Raw genomic sequence first — 20,568 nt, forward strand, 5'->3', positions numbered from 1 at the left:
TGGTGGCACCCGCACCGCCGACACAGGTTTGCCAGCCCCTTCTATTTTATGTCCGCAACAAACGTTACACTCACCCCTGAGATGGCGGCACCGTAGAGATCCACAGGCTTGAAGTAGGTCAATCCAAAATCTGCGGCCTTTGGAATGGCACCTGTTGAAATGTCACAGTTAACCGTTATAAACTCACCAGTTCCAAAGCCGCTTGACAACTTACTCGCCAGAACAAAATTTAGTTTTCCTGGAGCTTCGGATGTTGCAGGTGTATATATTGGCGGGGTAATAATAGACTGCGCGGCTACTCCGGAAGGGATCGCAACTGTATTACTGACAACTCCGCCAGCATCCGTCTCGACGGTGACCCCTTGCGGCAGATTGACCGTTATACCAATACCCGCAATGGAGGTGTTTGAGGATAAAGTGCCTTGTGTACTTAGCCTCAAGACTGCTGTTGTTGGCTGTTGGACAGCTGAACCTCCGCCGCTTCCACCGCCTCCTCCACACCCAGCCAAACTGAACACTGCTAAAGAGTAATAGAAAAATTTACATACAATCAGTTTATTCATGTATTTTATCTCCAACTCGACGTAAGCGTATTGGCTCGCACGCCCTGCTACCAGTTCACCAGCCCAACAATCTTGCGTAAAATGAGCACTACGTCACCTACGTCGATCACTCCGTCTGGATTTGGTTTTCCATCGAGGCCAAGGGGAGCGACGTCACAGCGGGCCTTTTCAAGGTCAGACGGCTGCTCAACGCCTACAACAAATTTCAGGGCTTTCAGGGCGTCTGTAATACCGATATCACCGCTACCGTCGGAGTCTCCCAATTTTCTATAAATAATATTCCTCATTACCGCGCTTGAATTGCCTGCCTCGTCAGTAGCCTTAACGGTTATCTGGTAGGTCTTCTCGTCTTTGAAGGTTAATACCTGCTCAAAAATCCCATTAGCAATAGCTGGTGTAAATATTTCTGAATCATTTGAAATAGATATTGTTATGGCAGTCAAAGCATCAGAAACAGCACCCCTAATGGTGACACTATTCAGACTGGTCACAATATCCTGACCGGGATCAGTTACAGCAAGCGTGGGAGTCTGGTTGTCGTGGGTTACGGTCCTTTTTGCTTTGGTCTGTTTCCCATTCAAATCGGTAGCGGTCAGCTCAATCGTGTCGATTCCGGGAACAAGGTTCACGGTTGCTGAGAAGTTGTTGTCGGTAATTGAGACAGATTGAGATGAACCACCGTTCACTGTTAAATTGGCGACAACGTCCTTGGCCAGAGTTCCCGCAACATAGGCAACCGGGCTATTGGCTCTGCTGTTGTCAGCCGGAACGGTGATAACGATACCCGGAACGGTCCGGTTGAGGATTATGTTTCTCGTGTCGGTGCTCTGGTTGCCAACAAGGTCACTGGCAACGACGGTAATGGCATTGTCACCGAGTTTAAGGGGCAATGCTTGGCTGAATGTCCCATCCTCGGCAATATTTACGGTCGAACCGTTTATGGTCAGTTCTTTAATCCCGTTTTCGTCTGAAACCGAACCTGATATATTCATGATGGCATTGTTGGTGAAAGCATCATTTGAAAGGGTTGAAAGCACCAGTGAGGGGGCAACTTTATCGATAGTAAAGTTCGCCGTTTTTGGCGCTTCACTATTTCCCAACACATCCCTGGCAAAGAACCTCAGGATGGCCGTGGCACCAATCTGAATTGGTGCGGAATATTGGGCAGAAGCTGTTGTTGGGGGGCTACCGTTAGTCGTGTAATAGATCGTTGCAAGCTCGTTTGCCTTCAATGTTACCTTTTGCGTCGAATTATAGACTCCGCCTGCGGGCACGGCAGTTGTTACCGGCGGAGTCGTGTCCAGAATAATCGATGAGCTGTAACGAACTGATTCATTGCCAAAAACATCCATGAATGCTGCGTAGACGATCTTATTCCCATCCCCATTTGACAGCCCCCATGCTCGTGTCAAAACAAATGGTTCCCATGTGCTGCAATCATTTGTATTGCTGATGCACATCTGGGATATACCACTGGGATCGCTGGCTTGGAGTGTCAATGTGACTGTCGGCGAGGCGGTGTACGAAATACCATTGTTTATAATTATCGAACCAACAGGCGCTGTTTGATCGAGCGCAATACCGGCCAAACTAACTTTAAAGCTGGCTGTTTGCGAGTCGTCTGTCTGTATCTCCAGGTATGCACCTTTTGCTCCGCTTGATCCCGGAACGAACTTGATATCAACCGTGCAGACTCCTGATGGGGGAACCGACTTATTTGAACACTGATCGTTTGTGAGAGTAAAATACGAACTGTTTTCACCCTTCACGGTAGCGCCAGTGACCGATACCGAATTTTCCCCCAAATTATGAACGGTTATTTGCTCCATTCGATAACCATTAGCAACGGTGCCGAAATCGACGCTCAACGGGCTGACGACAATGTTTGCATTACTAACCAAAGTCGCACTGAAAAACTGATGACCGACCCTATCGGCAACCAAGTTGATCGTTCCTGTCCTTATATCGGCACCGGCATTGAAATTCCCGCTTCGGATTGAGTAGTTCTCGCTGGCAGGTGGCTGGAATGTATCGATGGTATTGGGATCACTTTTGGTAACGTAAATTTCGGCGTAATCATTCAGTCCATCATTGTCTGAGTCAGCACTGTTTGGGTTTGTACCGTTGAGATATTCCTGGAGATTGCTCATCCCGTCGTGATCGGTATCAAGCAATGCGTGCCCAGCAACACTCTGGTCTATTCCATGGGCCGTTTCCCATTTATCCGGGATGCCGTCATTATCCTTATCAAGCTTATCAGGAATGCCGTCTCCATTAGAATCTGCCAGGAACTCAATAGTGCTGCTTTTTACCGCAGACTCACCATTACCATTCCTTACCTTGAAGTAAATGGTTTTTACTTCATAACCCTGGCTCACGGTAAAGACTGGTTTTGCTAGGTAAGACTGCCAGGCCGCGCCTGTGAATGAAGAATTTTCACTTGCCATGTAATCAGTGGGACTACCCACAGTGACGTTATCAAGCGTCACCTTGCCGGTGGTGGTGTATGTTTTTCCGGTGGAAACTTCGGCCACCAGAAGAGACTCGACAACCGGTTGCGGTACGGTCATGGCGGTCACGGCATGTGGCCTTATCCCTCCAGTCCCGTAGCTGTAGCTTGTTGACGAGTTGTTCAGGGAAGAGGTGAGCATATTTCCAATGGCGTTATACTGGTAACTCGCGCTGTAGCCGCTGTCGCCAGCCGACGTTAGCCGGTCCAGCCCGTCGTAGCCGAATTGCTCGACCTTCCCGGCGACACCATCGGTAATCTTCAAAATATTGCCGACGAAGTCATAGCCGTAGGAAAGGTCCTGTATAGCTGGTGTTGTAATTGAGGAAAGCCTTAGATTTTTATCGTTGAAAACGTAGGTCGTTCCCTTCCCGTTTGCATAATTCTTCGTGGTTGTCTGTCCAGCCGCATTGTAGTCAAGCTTTGTGATAATACCTGGGATGTTGTCTAGCTTTCCCTGGTTGTTATAGTAGAAGAGCACTTTCTGCCCATCGGGATAGGTTTGGCTTGCCACTCGGTCCAGGGAATCGTAGTCCCACTTCGTAGTCCAGGCAAACGCATCCATGGTTCGGTCTTCCTGGATCTTGCGTAACCTCTGGTCATAGGTGTATTTGGCAATGCCTGCGCCGTCGTTTACCTGGGAAAGTGTTCCTTTCAACTCCCGGTCGTATTTGTACTGTATATCCGCGCTGTTTGGATAGTCGATATAGGCTTTCCGGTTCAGTTCGTCATACTGGATTCGGGTAGTGAGGCCGCGATTGTCGGTTTGGGAGGTAAGATTACCGACCCTGTCGTAACCATAACTCCAAGCCCCGAGGTCGGGGTCATTCATCTGGATTTTGCGCCCCAACGTATCATAATTGATTGTTGTCTTGTTTCCCAAGTGGTCGCTTATCTGCTTCAGTTCTCCGAGCGGGCTATAAAGATAGTTTGTCGTAAAATTGGCGTCGTCTGAGTATTCCACAACCTGTTTGAGCCGTTGCCCAGAATCAAACACATAGGACTTGTCGTGCCCGTTCTCATCGGTTTCAGCCACTATCCAGTGGTCGAACAGTCTGATTACTGTAGTCCCATCAGGGTTTGTTACCCGTGTGGGTCTGCCCATCGTGTCATAGGTATATGATACAGTTGGCTTTGTGGTGTCGGGTGTGCTGTAGTTCAAGGAATTGTCGGCAAGGTATGGATTGGACTGATTCTTCACCCTCCCCATCTCATCATAGAAGACATCTACAGCAATCCGGTTCAAGCCGTTGTTGAATTCAGATTTGGTCTGAATGAGACTCCCAAAACCATCTACGAACTGAATTGTGTCAAGCGTCCCGCTGCCTCCCGCAGTCTCCCTTTTTGATACCATGATACTTTTCGGGGCAGGTCCATCGAGAAAGTATTGGAGGAACGTGGTTGGGTAGGTCTCGCTGTCGTACGGTTTTATTTCCTTTATCTTCCGTTGGAAGGTGTCAAAGACAGACTTCGTGACGAAGTTATTGGGATCTGTTTCCTGCAAGACCTCCCCGTTAGCAGGGTTGAAGGCCTTTACCGTCAAATAACCCTTGGCATCCCAAGTGTTCTCCGGGAAGGTGTTAAAGAGCGAGTCGTATGCCACTCTCGTGACGTGTTCTTCGGCATCGGTGGTCTTCGTACGATTCCCATAACCATCATATTCATAAGTCGTAACCGGATTAGGAAGCTCGTCGAGAAAATGTACTTCCTTGGTTAGGTTTCCGATAACAGGAGGGGTATCAAGAGCGGAAGAACCATCATAATAAAACCAGCTTTCCCTCAGCTTCGAACCGCCAACCGTGGCAGAAACATAGCTGTGATTCAACCGGTCCACGATCCAAAGACTTGGATTATAGACAAACTCCCGATAGGTGAAGGTCTCATCCCCCGTTACAGAGGTGTCGCCGTAATTGATTTCCAGCCCGGCGTTCCCATAAGTGTCATAATTTTGGTACTCTTTACGAGACTGCTTTGGGTTGTTAGCAAAACCGTCATAGATGTACTGGTCCATTGCGGCAAGGCTGCTCTTATATACCGGACTCACGAACTCGTCGCTCCAGGTGCTTGCCGTCAGTGCAAACGGCTTACCCGCGCTGGACCGTATCTCGGTGCTTGCTTCCTTGCCCTTTCTCGACTCGTCCTGGTGAAACGTGTGGATTACCTTGGAGCTGTCAGCCCGCGTTTCGGTTACTTGGCCGAATCCCCGGAATTCGCGTGTGGGAAAATCATAGAGGCCTTTGGCATAGGAGTAGCCGGTCGTGGCGGTAATGGCATGTGGCCCGGCAACGCCGTTGTTGGTTATGATAGAGTTAACCACCCAATAGTTGAACGGGAGCCGGGTGTTGTCGTATTTAATTGAGGAAGCATAACCTACCTGTACCGTCCCGCCCAGGGTATCGGTTACTTTTTCCAGTAAGTCTGCGGGGCCACTCTTGTTGCTGTAGATCGTCCAGTTAGATCCCAGCCCGCTAACCACATCCGGGAGGCCATCTCCATCAAGATCCAGCAAATCACGCCGGATATTGCCGGTGTCGTGCTCTGCATCACGGATCAGGCCGTCGCTGATGGGCATAGGCCAAGAAACCGGCGGGGTAAAACCATGGCCGGTGTTGAGTTGGACCTGTCCGCTCCCCATCACGATATCCGGCAAACCGTCACCATTGATATCCATGAAATCCCGCCTCACGTTTCCGGTTGAGTCGGTGTCGTTGATAAGATCCGAATCAACGTGAGTCCCCCAATATTCCGCAGGAAGAAAGTCGCTGCCGGTATTCAGGTACACCTGCCATAGACTGCCGCTGGAACCATCTGCCGGTCGCTTGGGATTAACAATGTCCGGGAGACCGTCGCCATTGACATCGAAGTGCCCCACCTGCATTGCCGTTGTGTCGCCGCGGGTAAAGTCCTCAAGCCATGCATTCTGATGAGGCACGGCCCACTCACCGAAGTCGGCAAAACCGCTCCCGGTATTTCTCCATACATGCCAGGTTGTGTCGCTGTTTTTTCTGACAATGTCCGGTTTGCCATCACCGTTCATATCGAAAAAATCCTGCTCTACGTTCGGAGCGGCATTGTCGGGTAGCTGCACGGCCCGAAGGTATGCGGCAAAAGGGAGCCCCCATGACAGGGAAGAGTTAAATCCATTTCCTACGTTTTTCTGTATTGATAGCTGCGTATCATCGTTTGCCCATATAAAATCGACGTAACCATCGCCGTCAATGTCCATAGGGGAGCTTTTTGTGTTAGGCGGCTGATTATCGGCGGGATCAAACAGATTACAGTGGCGGATAGCCCATTTTGCCGGTACGTTCCAAACGGTTTCGGTCGAGCTGAAACCAGTCTTGGTATTGAGCCAAACACTCCATGTCGTGTTGCTATCGTTGAAATTCACAAGGTCGGGCAGCCCGTCACCATTCACGTCAAAAGTGTCGGTAACGATGTCATTGCTATCCCAATTGTTCTTGCGAACCCATTTATCGGATGGAGCCGCCCAGGTTACACCGGAGGTAAATCCTTTATCCAAAGTTTTATAGGAAAACGTCGCCGGCGGAAGGGCGGATACGCCGTCAGCGCCGTATTGTGTTATGGAGGTAAGGAGTGAGCGATTTTGCGCCTCGTTGAGGCCATAGCCGAGCACATAGCGCCGGGCAAGCGACCCATTCACTTTTACCAGAATTTCACCGAGTCGGCGCGCTTCGCGGATTTCCGAGCCTTGCTCGATGGTCAGATACGTGTCGGGCTTGTCCGAATCTTCCAATTTGAACTCTATGGTGCGCTTCTTGTCGTTATTGTATTCGATCTTGCTCAGGTAAACAGCGCCGCGATCATTGGGGGTGGGATTTTCGGCATAGGTGTAGTAAATGCAGTTGCCGTTAGTGTCCTTAACCCGGTCCAGGCTCCAGCGGGTGACATAATGGCTGAAACTCGTGTCGGTCGCCTGAATCATGTTTTCCGAATCAGGGTTATATCCGAACCGGTATTCGGTGCCGTCTTTTGATGTAACGGTCCAGTAACTGCCCCTATCGTTGGGGGCTCCGGTCCCATGCCAATCGACCTTCAGGTATGACTCAACGCGTGTATGGTAGTGCCCCTCGCCGGTGACAAAAACCAGATCATGCTTGGCGCCGTCCAGATACAGTTCAAAGGTGTCGTCGCTGGTATCCTTACGGGTGTATTGGATATTGCGCTGGATATAGCTCTGCGGGATTTCCCAGCCTGCTCCTACCCAGCTTGCTTTGCCCTTGGCGGAATGGCTGTTATAGCCAAGGGAGATTTTCGGGGCTAGACCGTTTGTCCCTGGCGGAACTTCAACCTTGTAGTTGTAGCTGAAGCTACCAGAGAAAAGGTCAGTCTGGAAAGCCCCCCAAGTATTCTTGTAGGGGCTGGCGGGGGCTTGGACACCGGAAAATTTGTAGTGCGGGTCGAGGTCGTCGGCAAAACAATCAATTACATTGAAAAATATAAATATTGCCATAGCTATACGAACAAATACTGTCATAGGATAATCCTACTTAACATATTATTTACGCTGCATATATTTACTTCAGTTTTGCTTTATAGTAACCTTTAATTCTATCATCTATTTTTTCTATTGTTTCAGTACTAACCTTACCAATTTTTTTATTGTTAATTGTTTTTATATTTATATTACTTTCTCTTATAATAAATTCATTATTTGATACTTTTATTACAACAGCTACATGATCTGCTTTGCCATTTTTAGACCGGTCCATAACAAGTACATCACCTTCATCAACATTGTTTATACTATGATGATCAGATAGATAAGCATCCCTTTGTTTCAACCAATAATCCATAGTTTTAGTTGTACCGCCGTTGTCATATTCTGAATATCCTAGTTGGCTGTAACTATCAGATATATTAGTAATCCCTTTTGCAAATGTTACACACTGGCCATCGCCATAAACAGCCCCGTCCTGAATATCCTCATGGATATAGTGCGTTGGTATAGATGGCGGTGGCAGTAACAAATTGCTAGAAGTTAAATTTTTAATTGAAGACTGGGTTTCTGGGTGTTGGTAGGTCTGTAGCGCATTGTTTGTCGAATTAGTGAATAAGGTGTTCCAGATGCCTAGAAACCAAGAAATAATGCCCTTATTTCCTGATGGATCAATTAACTTAAGTGGATTGTTGTTTACATAAGAATAACGGTTAAGTTCCTGTGGGAGATAAATGTTAGGTGCTACCGTATCGGCCTGAGTAAAATGTTTTATTTGCGGATTGTAATACCTAGTCTCATAGTAATACCAATCTGTCGGCTTATCCTTCTCCTTGCCGGTGTAAGAATATTTTTCACTCCCACCTTCTCGTATCTCACCAAAGGGATAGTACTTTGTCCGCTCTACAAGCCCTCCAGAGGCGTCGGTTACGGCATTCGTGCCGCCCAAGTGATCGGAATGGTAATATGAAAGCTTTCCCGTCGTGTCTTTCTTTGCCACCCGCTCGCCGTTGGCGAAATAATAGCTGGTGTTCGTCTGGCTCTCATCGGTAATCTGAGTTTCGTAGTGTTTGCCGATGTAGTAGGTCGTGACGCCATTTTGCACTTTCTTGATCCGTTGGCCGTTATAGTCATAAACGTACTCTGCCAGCACAGCCCCGCTCGCATCGTTATGCCGGACCCGTACGAGTTGATTGGCGTCGTTGTATTCATAATACTTTCCCTCGCCGCGAACCAAATTCCCGTTGGCGTCGTACTCATAGTTCAATGTCGTAGCGGCCACGGCTACCGCGACAGACACCGTGAAAAATGTTATCGACACAAACAAATGAAAGAACATGCGTTTCATTGCGTCCCTCGCTGGTTCCTATAGTTTCATTATGAAAGCCAGGGCATAGTAGGGTGGGAGAATATTGTGAGGTTGGCCGCCCCCTGCGTTTTGAATGGCTGCATATGCCGTGTTTATTGTGATTCCGGTTGTCGAAGAGAATGAATGCCAAACGTTGCTATATGACTGTTGCGTCCCGGTGTTGGTGGTATCCACATCTCCACCGGTCCCGGTATTTCTCGAATATGCTCCATGTCGATGCCCTGGATCGGTAACAGCATGCGAGTGTCCTGAATCGGCATGGGTGTGAACCGGCATTTCCGATGTTGTTAAAACGTGCGTTGCTTCTCCGCCTGTCTGCCCTTTTGGGTAAGTGGCCCCGGCTCCCACGACAAATCGATCACGTAAATCCGGCGTTCCATTCGTACCGTTGCAGAGCGCCCATCCATCGGGTACTTGGTCAACCGCTCCGCTCCACATGATGATGCCGCCTTTGGGGATGCCGTTACCGGCTGCGAAAGCATAGCCGACGCTGGAGATCATCTGGCGCGGCAGCATTTCCGAATCACTTCCCACCGTCACCCCAAGGTAAGCTCTGGGATATGTGGCAAAGAATGTTGAAGAGAGCGGACTAAATGTCCCCAGCATCACATTAAAACTACCATTGGTGACGCCGACGGAGCTTGTGGGCGGTGTAGCGGCGGTATCCCCCCATGTTTCATTCCACACGGAAGACCCGCCTGTCTGGGACGAATATATTTTGAAGGTGATTTTGTATTGACCATTCGCCACCGGCGTTCCGCTCTTGTCGGTCAAAGTCCCCTGATAGTTAATGACGTGAGGGACCTCGACCGCGAAAGCAAAGGGAACCGTGAAAACAATGAATGCCAAGGCGAAAAGACCGACTTTCAGCGATTTCATACGACGCATAACAAACCTCCTGCATAAACTCGATTTCAGTCCACTATTCAAATGGTTGCATAACCATCAATTTGCTGTTTTAATCGTTTGGTTTGGTTCAGGAAATGCAAACTCAAGGCACAAAAATGGCCGAGAGGCACAAAGGGGTATATCCTTTGGCAGCTCGGCCATCTTCGTAATGAATGAAGACCCGCGGCTTTCCGCCCCCTCCTCGCGGAGAGTTAGGCTTTATCGGGGATGATATTTATATTTGCGGCTTATATACGATTTTCTTCCGCATATTCCGCAAAATGGAGTGAAATAGCAATGATCGCTCAAATGACTGATTTAGCGATACTGTTTTAGCTTCTACAATAAGTTGAAAAGGAATACAACAAATAAATCAGTATGTTAAAAAAATTAACACTATTTATGGAATGTTAAAAAAATTAACATTTTTATGACATTTTATTGAATATCCTGATATCACACGAAGTAATAAGCATCAAAGCGCCAAACATTTAATAAATTGTATCATTTTGACCTATTGCTGCGCACTGTGTTCAGCAAGTTGACTCTTCGGTCGTTTATCTATATGCGTTGTCAGTGCTGATTGTAGATTCAATATATTCAAATAGCCGAGCACAACGCCAAAACTCCAATATTGGAAAGAGTGACGTCAGGAGAGGATATAGACGTTGAATTCGGTGAAGATTGCACAATATGGGGACTTGGCGCATATGAGGGCAGCTTGGGTGATAATGTAATGATAGCGAAAATTACATGCCTTGAAGAGTGGTCAAAGATGCTTTAACGGTGAGGGTTTCAGTGGCTTTTTGAGGCAAATTCTGGTATGAAGACTCATCTGTTCCAATCCAGTATAATTGGGATTGTTCATATGAACTCTGAACGCCAGACACGTCAGGAAAAAATTGACCTTCAACTGGGGCGGGCTGGCTGGGCCGTAGGCAGCAGGCGGTTGATCGAAGAGTTTATTGTCGCGCCAGCCTCCTCTTTACACGAATCGGAGGCCGATTACCGTGCAGTAAATCAGTTTGCTGACTATGTGCTCTTGGACCGTTTCGACCGACCACTCGCCATTATTGAAGCCAAGCGTTCCAGCCGAAATCCGCTCGAAGGGGAACGCCAGGCAGCCGACTACGCCGATACGCTACGGGCCAAGCACGGCACCGATCCCTTCGTTTTTCTAGCCAACGGCAATGAAATCTGGTTTTGGCATCGAAACCTTTACCCGCCTCGGAAAGTCAGTGGTTTCTTTACCGAAGAAGACCTGCTGCGCCTCGCCCACCTAGACAAATTCGGTCAACCGCTCACGGGGGCCATGCCGCTTGAAGGCATCATTGATCGTGCCTATCAAATCGAGGCGGTCAAAACCATCGCCGAGCGTATCGAATCAGCCAAGCGGAGTTTTCTCATGGTGCTCGCCACCGGCACCGGCAAAACCCGTGTTGCTGTGGCCTTGGTAGAATTGCTCCAACGCCAGGAACGCATCCAGCGTGTGCTCTTTCTTGCAGACCGCAGGGAACTGGTGAAGCAGGCGCTTGGGGCTTTTAAGGAACACCTGCCCGGCGCTCCACGTTGCTGGATTGAAGGCGGCACCATTGATAAGGATGCACAGATTCACTTTGCCACCTATCCGGGGATGATGTCGCTCTACCAACGGCTCTCTCCCGGTTATTACGATTTGATCATCGCCGATGAAAGCCACCGTTCGATCTACGAAAAAGAAAGCTACGGTGGCATCTTTGATCATTTTGATTCCCTGCTGCTCGGGCTGACTGCTACGCCGACCGACTTTCTCGATCATAATACCTTCAAGTTGTTTGATTGCCCCGATGGCAACCCAACTTTCTACTATGGCTACGATGAGGCGGTGCGAGACAAACACCTTGTCCCCTACCGCCCGGTTCATGTGGCCCGCACAGGTTTCCAGATCGAAGGATTAAAGCCTGGCGAACTGCCCGACGAAGTAAGTAAACAGGTCCGCGAGCAGGGGGTTAATCCCGATCAGTTCAGTTTCGAGGGGTCGGAACTGGAACGCAAGGTCACCAACACCGGCACCAATGACGCCATTGTCCGGGAGTTCATGGATAATGCCATCAAGGACGCAGTTGGGACGCTTCCGGCAAAGACCATCATCTTTGCTGTTTCCCACAATCACGCCCTTGAAATCTTCAAGAGTTTCAACCGTCTCTATCCCGACCTCCAACGGAAGGGGCTCGCCAAGGTCATTGACAGCGCCATGGAACGGGCCGAAAAGACCCTCGACGATTTCAAAAACAAGAACTTTCCCCGTGTCGCCATCTCCGTGGACATGCTCGACACCGGTATCGACGTGCCTTCTATCCGCAACCTGGTCTTTGCCAAGCCCGTTTTCAGCAAGGTGAAATTCTGGCAGATGATCGGTCGTGGCACCCGCACTTGGACAGATCCGGTAAATGGACAAAAGAAGGCCGACTTCCTAGTCATTGACCACTGGGACAATTTTGATTATTTTCAGGTCAACAAAGATGGCCGTGCCGGTGCGGTTTCCGAGCCGCTTCCATCCCGCCTGTTTCGTCTGCGTTTGGAAAAGCTCCAGATTCTTGTTGGCCGGTCGGACTCCCCGTCCGCAACCTATACGGTCCGACAGCTTCGTGACCTTATGGGTTCCCTGCCTCTGGACAATATCAATATAACTCCTCATGCAGATGAAATCCGGCGTCTTGCCGCCAATGATGAGCCATGGCTCGATCTGACCGACGAAAGCGTTGCGCACCTTTCCCAGATAATTGCGCCGCTGTTGCGCTTCTCCGTGGCCGGTTCCTATGCGGAGCTTCAATTTGAGAACCAAACCGAGCAGCTTGCACTTGCCCAGCTAAAAGCCGATGTTGAAGAGATCGCCAAACTCCGCGAGCGCATCACGGAACATTTGTCGCTGCTTCCGGCAAGCATCCCGGAGATTCAGCCTCATCTTGAAGCACTCGTAGCGGCTCAGACCGATGCCTTTTGGGGAAATCTGACCTGCGCCCGGATTATGCAATTACAGGAGACCTTTGCGCCGCTCATGCGGTTTCGCAACCGCCGTCCGCCCGGCATCTTCGTTCACCTCACGCTTCCCGACCAGATCAAGCGACGTCATTGGATCATCTATGGCCCAACCGGTGAGGGAGCGTTTGCAGAATCATATCGCGCCCAAGTGGAGGCTCTTGTCAAGGACCTTGCAGGGGACAACCCGGCTCTGCAAAGGCTCCAGCGGGGCGAAGAGCTTTCACCTGAGGACATTGAAGCCGTGGCAGCCGCGCTGAACGGCCCCGATCTTTTTGTGACCGAAGAACGCCTGCGCGAAGCCTATCACCAGCCCAAGGCCAACCTTGCCGATTTTCTACGTCATATCCTGAATATAGTCATGCTGCCGTCCCGAGAGGAGTCCATCTCCCGAGCTTTTGACGAATGGGTCCGCCAGCATCCTCGACTGACTGCCACCCAGCTCATGTTCGTCAGGACGCTGCGTAAGGCTGTGATGCAAAAGGCTGAGATCTCCTCGCTCGCGGCATTACGTAAGCCGCCATTCAACACCATCGGAGACCCCGAACAACTATTTAAACTATCGGAGCTTTCCGAGCTTTTCGATCTAATCACCGACATCGCCGCATAAGGAACGTACATGCTCTCACCGCAACTCCGCCGCAAAGTCCACGACCTTTGGTCGCTCTTCTGGTCCTCAGGTTTGTCAAACCCGCTTGTAGCTATCGAACAGATAACTTACCTGCTTTTCATCCGTCAGTTGGAAGCCCTCGACCGCGTCCGTGTCAAGGCTAAAAAAACGTCTATCTATGCCTTGACTAAAGAGGAAAAGGAAAAACGCAAGAAGGACAAGTCTATTTCAGCCGACTACGAAAAATGCCGCTGGTCCTATATCCGGCAAAACGTCTCATTCGGATTGCTCAATGATGCCGTCTTCCCCTGGCTCCGCAGTCTTGAAGACCGCGTTGGTCCCGCGCAAAATGGTAACACCACCCTCGGCCGTATCTCTGGACGCCTGAGCGACGCCTACTTCATCCTCGACGCCAACAAAACCGATACACTGAAGCGCGCTGTCAGCCTTATAGACGATCTTTTCCGCCAGCTCGATACACGGTCGGTCAATTCCGACATAATGGGCGACATTTTCGAGTACTTGCTTGAAGAGGTGAAGGAGTCGGGTAAAAATGGCCAGTTCCGCACGCCACGACACGTCATCCGTTTCATGGTGCAGTTGCTCGATCCGACGTTGAAAACCGATGTCAAAATCCTCGATCCTGCCTGCGGTTCGGGGGGCTTCCTGCTCAACTGCCTCCTGCATTGGAAAGCAGAACATACCGCCCCTGATGTATTGCGCCTGGAATGGGACGGGACCCCACATGATGTCCTCCCGGTCTGGCCCGAAGGCAACGACCCCAATTTCAGTGAGATGTTCCACGGTTACGATAACGACCGTACTATGGTCCGCATCGCCTGGATGAACCTTGTCCTGCACGATTTGGAGATTCCCGAAATTCACCAACTCGACGCACTCAGCAAGCGGCTCAAGGACGAGGAAAGCGGCACCTACGACTACATCCTTGCAAATCCTCCCTTTTCTGGCAGTGTTGACGAGGGTGATCTCAGTGAAAACCGGCAGCGCTTTCCTCGTAGTGGCAAAGGCAACGTGCCTGTCACCAACAGGAGCGAGTTGCTCTTTGTCTGGCTCATGCTTGATCTACTCAAAATTGGGGGGCGGGCAGCCGTTATTGTGCCGGATGGCGTTTTGTTCGGTTCCACCAAGGCTCATAGAGAGCTGCGGCGCCAACTCCTGTTTGAGAACACCCTTGAGGCTGTAGTTTCCCTTCCGGCCAATATGTTCCAGCCCTACTCGGGCGTAAAGACCTCAATTCTGCTTTTCCAGAAGGCTGATGACCCCGTGGCTGCCGGTTCCGAACCGCGCACTCGCGAAGTATGGTTTTACGAGATTACCGATGAGGCATTTTCGCTCGACCAGAAACGCAAGGCACTCAACGGCCAAGACAACGACCTTTGGGACGGCCTTGAGAAGTTCAAAGCCTGGAACAACTACCGCCAAGGTGATGTCAAAGGTCTGAAAGGCGAAACTCTTTCATCTCTTCGTGCAGCCGCTATTGCCAAGAATTATCACCAGCCCAACTATTGGGAGGAGCGCTGGCGCAGTGTAGATGACGAATTTTTGGCTATATTTCCTGAAAAATCCGGCGATAAAGGTCACACTTACCCACTGCACGAGTTGTGGCCGCAGGATTTCAAGTTATTTGATCATGCCGACACACGCGGTTCTCGACAGTATGATGATGCAGTCCTTGCCAACGTACGTCCCAAGTTCGAAAAAACGTTAGGCACATTAGTCGAACAGACTGTTAAGCACGCCTATGATACAGCTCGCAAACCCGATGTGGAAAAGGCAATTGCTGCTGCCGAAAAGAACGTCAAAGCCGTGGCCAATCAACTTAACAAGCAGGTCCGGGACAAAGGTCTGTTGGACCGCGAATTTGACCAATACGGCCTGAACGCCCTTAAGACTATACTCAAGGAAATGACCGCAAAGGTAAAAGAATGGGCAGCAACTGTCCGCATTCCGGAAAAAAAATTGAAAAAAACAGCTGCCGAGCCAAGCGTAGAGCGGACTGTCAATGCCCTTGCGCCGCTACTTAAGGAGCTTGCCAAGCTTGATGGCTACAATGTCTGGCGCCGGAGCCACAAATCCGAATGCCACGCCGGAAAGCTCACACCCTCCGACAATGGCGAGCCCAAGCGTGAGCCTACCCTGCTCAGTTGGATCGTCCCGGTCCGCCTTTGGGCTGAACTGGAAAGCTGGGGTGAACATCCAAAAACTAAGAAAACAATCAACAAGCCCACTCACCAGGACGGCGTCATTGATCCCGAATACCTTGTCTGGTTACGCAATACCCTGAAAGTGTTCGATGATGACGCCACGGTGAAGAAGGAGTTCCTCGACCGACTTGATTCTGATTGTCTCGAAGCACTTGACTTCAATCTCTCTGCTGGTCGTCATAAACCATTCATCTTTGATGCCGGTCAACACCGTCCACCTGCTGCGCTCATTGGCGAGCTTCAGGCTATTCATGAAGATGTACAGAAACGGCTTGGGAAGCTGCTGGCCCTTATTGAGGTCAAATGATGAATACACTTCCGTCAACGTGGCCGTTAGTTCCAATCGGCGCTATATGCCAAGTGGGTGCTGGAAATGGGGCACCACAGGGTGACGCGTATTTTGCCGGCGGCACTTATCCATTTGTGCGCATGCAAGACGTCGGGCGATGCCAATCACCATACATCACTACAACAGTAGACCGCCTGAATGATCTGGCCCTAGAAAAGCACTCTCTCCGACAGTGGCCCGCTGGTTCACTTCTTATTCCCAAAAGTGGTGCATCGGTGGCGCTCAACAAACGCGCGCTGCTTCGTGAACCCGCCTATGTGGTGAGCCACCTCGCAGTGCTTGTGCCCGGCATTTTCATTGATCCCGAGTATCTCTATTATCTCTCCTGCACATTGGACATGATGAGGCTCGCGCTAGATCCGGCTTATCCGTCCTTGCGAACATCAGATCTCGCAAGAGTGCGTATTCCTCTCCCGCCCATTAGCGAGCAGCAACAGATTGTGGAAATCTTACAAGAGGCTGAGGAAATTCGTCGCCTCCGCGCTGAAGCCGAAGCTAAAACCGACAGACTTGTACCGGCAATTTTCGATGCAATATTCGGTTCTCCGTCAGAATGGAAGGGTGGCCCCAAATTGGGGGAGTTAGTGCAAATTGTGGGAGGTGGCACCCCCAGCCGAAGCGTCGAGCATTATTATTCAGGACAGATTCCTTGGGCCACATCCAAGGACATCAAGACGCTGTATCTTGAAGATACAGAGGAACATGTTACAGAAGAAGCTGTGCAGGCTAGTGCGACCAATGTCGTGCCCAAAGGAACAGTGTTGGTCGTTGTTAAAAGCAAGATTTTGGCACACACGCTTCCCGTTGCCATTACCCAAGTTCCGATGTGTTTTGGGCAGGACATCAAAGGGATAATTCCTACTTCAGGCATTGCACCTGAATTCTTGGTCTACTCTCTCCAGGCGCAGCTCGGTCGCATACTTTCTCGTGCACGGGGAGCCAATACAGAAGGTCTCACACTTGAAGCCCTCAAGTCCCTCAATTTGCCAAAACCTTCATCAAAATTGATGGAACGTTTTCGGGTTGCTTCCGAAGAAATTCGTAACCTCAAGGAGGCCATGGTTACTTGCAATCAAATGGGTTTTCTAACAAGTGCGGCACTCTCCGCCCATGCTTTCTCGGGTCAACTTACCGCGGGTTGGCGTGAGGAATGGTACCATAACCTTTCCGACGAAATCGAGCAGCGGGATGCAGCACTCATGGAAGCACGAGCAACTTTCGCCAATTCACGCATGGCCACAATGCAGGAGATGGAGAAAATATGGGAGCTGCCTACCGATGGTATCTACGCTGATCTCAATCGTGAACAGCGTGACCTCCTCAGCGAGATCGAGCGCATTGTGGTCGTTTCGAATTACAGACGCTATTTAACAGCGGAACAACTCGCTACAGATGTGGAAGGACCTCTCCACCGCCATCCGCAAAGGATTGAGTCCCACCTTTCCTTTTTTGCTGCCCGTGGCCTCATTATTCCAGTTAGCCGTCCTTGTTCAGACAGCACGGGACCGGCATTTGCTGCCTGTTATCGTCTGCCGGTAACAAAAAAAAGGTCATTGAAATACGATGACGATACTACCGGCATTGACGATGACATTCGCGGTTCGTTGATGGAAACCCAACGCAATCTTGCTATGGGAAGGATATAACGTTCGCCATGCGACTTCGCTATCTCTTTCTACCGGGCTACGGGCCGCTCAAAAACGTAGCTGTTGTCTTTGGCCAGAACAAGCACATTGAGAATCGCAAAGGTACCATAAACTTTGTGGTCGGACTCAATGGCTCCGGAAAATCCAGTCTGTTGCGTGCCATCTATGACGTGTTTCACAGCCTTTCACGCGAAGCATTGCCCAAATTTCCGGTGACCATGGCTTACGACATCGTAAAAGGCTCTCAATGCGTTACGACCGTCTTTCACCGGCCGCAAGGCCCTCCGTCGGCATGTTTCCTGGCGCCAGCCCCTGATCCCCTTAATTTTGAAACGGCAGAGGAGTGGCAGGGGTATGTGGCAAACACGTTAGCCCCAAAAGGGAATGCTGGCACACTCGACACGTATGTTGCGGGGGACCGTTTAAAAGGGGACGGCAACCTTCGTAATTTGTTGCCAAGCCGGGTGCTGGCCTATACCTCCGGCGATTTAACCCCCTGGCACTCCATGACCTATCCTCGTTTTCCGATGGATGAACTCACGGACGATCCAGAGAGTTTTGACGTTACTAAAGAGCGGCCGTACGGATGGACGGAGGAGCAGGAATTCGTTGATGCCAGTAAATCCAACGTGTCTAACCTGCCGATGAAAAAAAAGAGTGATGACGACACTCCATTCAATGAACGCTGTATTCTACTGTCACCGGAGGACATTCGTCTGGCGGCTGTCTCCTTGGGGCTCTGGAAAGCTGCTCTGGATCTTGAGGAAAACCCCCAAGAAAATCAGCAAAAGGCCCTGCGTCGGAGGTATTTGGACCAGATTGAATCGAAAATGGTACACAGGGATGAAGATGTTGCCCGGCGATTGCTTAATGAGCTTGATTGGCTCTGGCCCACGCACGCCAGCTTTCTGCTTGCCGATACCAACAATGTGTCGCGTTATACAACCGATCCGGTTCGCTGCTTTTGGCTGCATGCCTTGGCTGATGCTGTTGTCCGCCATCCGCTCGATGAAAGCCTATCGGTTGTAACTTTGGGACATTGTCCCCCTGTCCGCCCTGAAAAACTGGCAGGTAGCGAGACTCTAGAAGAATTGCTAAAGCTCGGCGGTGAGCCCATGCGAAATGCCCGCTGCGGAGCCGAAGCGCTGCGACGTCTTTTCGCTGGTGAGCAAAGCTCCGATGAAAGTCTCTGGAGTATTTTCCAAACGCTGGCTTCTTGGCGCGCCTTTGGTTTGCTCAAGGACGCGCAACTCACCGTAAAACGCATCCATCAAGTGCCTGATCTAGAAGGGCGGCTTGATGACAGCGTGATCAGCTACGACAGTTTCAGCGATGGCGAGCAAATGTTGTTGGGCCGGATGGCCCTATTACTCCTACTGCGAGGGCAGGAAAACAGCCTGTTGCTTCTCGATGAGCCGGAGTCTCATTTTAATGATGCCTGGAAGCGCCAGATAATCGACTTAGTGGATGACAGTATCCTAAAGAATACCGCAGCCCACGTGTTGGTGTCCACGCACACGAGTCTGGCGCTGACCGACGTCTTCTCCTGTGAGATCACCCGCCTCTCAAAAGAACAGGGTGTCACGACAGCGCAACCGGTAATGTTCCCGACTTTCGGCGCTGACCCTGGCCGCATCCTACTCCATGTCTTCGGCGCTCCCGATGTCATTGGTGCCCGCGCCGCCGAGTTCCTGCGCAGTAAGCTCGATCCGACAAAATGGCCTGCGGAAGACCGGGAGAAGCTTCGTACGCTTATAGATGAAATCGGCAGTGGCTGGCCGCGCGCCAAGCTCATGGAAATCCTCGACCAACTGGAAGGTACCGATGCTGCACCAAATTCCTGATTCCACAGAGCGCGCACGCCTACTGGCGGTGGTTGAGATGCAGCGCCAGCTGATGGAGGCGCTTTGTAATCTCCCCGAGGCCGCCGTGGTTGACCAAACATGGCTACAAGGCGTGTGGCCAGGGTTGCCGGCCGCGTGGATAAAGAGGTTTTGGGAAAACGACAAAGGCAATCGCGCCACGTGGATTACAACAATTGCTGCTGCCAATACTGATGACAAGCAAACCATTAGCAATATGGTAGCAGAGCAGCTTCGTTTTGCGGATCTGTATCACAACCCGCCGACCGTCCGACTCACCAAACATGACTGGAAGCCGACAGTTTTTGCCGCAGTGAACCAGCTCCTTAAATCTTTTTATGATCCGTATTTTTACAAAGAGGAGGGGTTCCACAATCCTGGTGGGGAGAAGTTTCACAAAGAGCATTTTATTGCTGGGTTTACCCCACGTGTTAAAATCTGCCCTTACACAGATAACATTATCCAAGACACGAAACTCGATCACTTCATCCCGAAGGATCAGTACCCTATGTTGTCCTGCCATCCAGACAATTTGATCCCATGCAGCACCGATTCCAACAGCGGTAGTCACAAAGGCACTACAGCACCACTAGACCCTGATGAAGCCGACCAAGCTGGGGCATGGTTTCATCCCCGCTGGCGTAATGCCGTTGGGAAGTATCGGCTGACTTTTCCGGCTGGGCCAGCGCCGCAACCACAAGTCGTTTTCGAAGCTCTAGCTGCTGGCGACCAGCTGCGATTGAATAATATGGAGCGAATGTTTGGACTTAGTGAATTCTGGGGTGGGTTTCTTGACGATGAAGTGCAGATTATCGCCAGTGATGTGCAGGGCTTGCTTCAGTTTGATGGTAAACAACCAACAGAAGCAAGCGTGCGAGCATGTGTGTTGCAACGTGCCAGTCAGGAACGTAATAAGATCGGGAAGGACGCTTTGGCGATTGTGAAGTCGTTTTTCTATGAGCACATTGCCCACACGCAGGTTCTGCTCGATCAGGTTATCCGTGTATGCGTACACGGAACCTAATTAAATGTTTTAGACAGTGAGAGCCGAACGGAAGTCAGGAGTCAAA

9 protein-coding genes and 1 riboswitch are annotated in these 20,568 nt (G+C 50.4%); of the genes, 5 read left to right on the top strand and 4 right to left on the bottom strand.

Features of this window, described 5'->3' with window-relative positions; all coding sequences use genetic code 11:
• Positions 1 to 41: 41 nt before the first annotated feature.
• The 4 genes from LDN12_RS07005 to LDN12_RS07020 are packed head-to-tail and all read right to left on the bottom strand — an operon-like array spanning position 42 to position 9,788.
• The gene (locus LDN12_RS07005; RefSeq protein WP_223921961.1) at positions 42 to 563 is read right to left on the bottom strand and encodes a hypothetical protein; all 522 of its coding nucleotides are present in this window, start codon (positions 561 to 563) and stop codon (positions 42 to 44) included.
• Between the two features lie 47 nt (positions 564 to 610).
• A complete protein-coding gene (locus tag LDN12_RS07010; RefSeq protein ID WP_223921962.1) occupies positions 611 to 7,570 on the bottom strand; it encodes a toxin TcdB middle/N-terminal domain-containing protein in 6,960 nt (2,319 codons plus the stop codon).
• 40 nt (positions 7,571 to 7,610) lie between these two features.
• The gene (locus LDN12_RS07015) at positions 7,611 to 8,879 is read right to left on the bottom strand and encodes an RHS repeat-associated core domain-containing protein (protein ID WP_223921963.1); all 1,269 of its coding nucleotides are present in this window, start codon (positions 8,877 to 8,879) and stop codon (positions 7,611 to 7,613) included.
• Positions 8,880 to 8,897: 18 nt separating this feature from the next.
• Positions 8,898 to 9,788, bottom strand: coding sequence for a hypothetical protein (locus tag LDN12_RS07020; protein ID WP_223921964.1), 891 nt, complete (start codon positions 9,786 to 9,788; stop codon positions 8,898 to 8,900).
• Between the two features lie 145 nt (positions 9,789 to 9,933).
• Positions 9,934 to 10,016, bottom strand: a riboswitch (cyclic di-GMP riboswitch).
• 640 nt (positions 10,017 to 10,656) lie between these two features.
• On the opposite strand from LDN12_RS07020, the gene LDN12_RS07025 reads away from it, so the two are divergent.
• Genes LDN12_RS07025 through LDN12_RS07045 form a run of 5 tightly spaced genes read left to right on the top strand, consistent with a single transcriptional unit; the run spans position 10,657 to position 20,522 of the window.
• Positions 10,657 to 13,416, top strand: a complete 2,760-nt coding sequence (locus LDN12_RS07025; protein WP_223921965.1) for a DEAD/DEAH box helicase family protein — start codon at positions 10,657 to 10,659, stop codon at positions 13,414 to 13,416.
• Positions 13,417 to 13,425: 9 nt separating this feature from the next.
• Complete coding sequence (locus tag LDN12_RS07030) at positions 13,426 to 15,948, top strand: N-6 DNA methylase (protein WP_223921966.1); 2,523 nt, start codon at positions 13,426 to 13,428, stop codon at positions 15,946 to 15,948.
• Positions 15,945 to 17,636, top strand: a complete 1,692-nt coding sequence (locus tag LDN12_RS07035; RefSeq protein ID WP_223921967.1) for a restriction endonuclease subunit S — start codon at positions 15,945 to 15,947, stop codon at positions 17,634 to 17,636. Before LDN12_RS07030 ends, LDN12_RS07035 begins: the two co-directional genes overlap by 4 nt.
• Positions 17,637 to 17,644: 8 nt before the next feature.
• On the top strand, positions 17,645 to 19,480 hold the full coding sequence (locus LDN12_RS07040; RefSeq protein WP_223921968.1) for an ABC transporter ATP-binding protein: 1,836 nt from the start codon (positions 17,645 to 17,647) through the stop codon (positions 19,478 to 19,480).
• Positions 19,461 to 20,522 (top strand): hypothetical protein, encoded by a 1,062-nt coding sequence (locus tag LDN12_RS07045; RefSeq protein WP_223921969.1) that lies wholly within the window; start codon positions 19,461 to 19,463, stop codon positions 20,520 to 20,522. Before LDN12_RS07040 ends, LDN12_RS07045 begins: the two co-directional genes overlap by 20 nt.
• Positions 20,523 to 20,568 lie beyond the last annotated feature (46 nt).

The organism is Geobacter sp. AOG2, from assembly GCF_019972295.1.
Classification (GTDB): Bacteria; Desulfobacterota; Desulfuromonadia; order Geobacterales; family Pseudopelobacteraceae; genus Oryzomonas.

Coding starts and splice junctions, on each gene's coding strand:
- LDN12_RS07015 (WP_223921963.1), bottom strand. CDS start 8,879: ATGAAACGCATGTTCTTTCATTTGTTTGTGTCGATAACATTTTTCACG.
- LDN12_RS07025 (WP_223921965.1), top strand. CDS start 10,657: ATGAACTCTGAACGCCAGACACGTCAGGAAAAAATTGACCTTCAACTG.
- LDN12_RS07035 (WP_223921967.1), top strand. CDS start 15,945: ATGATGAATACACTTCCGTCAACGTGGCCGTTAGTTCCAATCGGCGCT.
- LDN12_RS07040 (WP_223921968.1), top strand. CDS start 17,645: ATGCGACTTCGCTATCTCTTTCTACCGGGCTACGGGCCGCTCAAAAAC.
- LDN12_RS07005 (WP_223921961.1), bottom strand. CDS start 563: ATGAATAAACTGATTGTATGTAAATTTTTCTATTACTCTTTAGCAGTG.
- LDN12_RS07010 (WP_223921962.1), bottom strand. CDS start 7,570: ATGACAGTATTTGTTCGTATAGCTATGGCAATATTTATATTTTTCAAT.
- LDN12_RS07045 (WP_223921969.1), top strand. CDS start 19,461: ATGCTGCACCAAATTCCTGATTCCACAGAGCGCGCACGCCTACTGGCG.
- LDN12_RS07020 (WP_223921964.1), bottom strand. CDS start 9,788: ATGCGTCGTATGAAATCGCTGAAAGTCGGTCTTTTCGCCTTGGCATTC.
- LDN12_RS07030 (WP_223921966.1), top strand. CDS start 13,426: ATGCTCTCACCGCAACTCCGCCGCAAAGTCCACGACCTTTGGTCGCTC.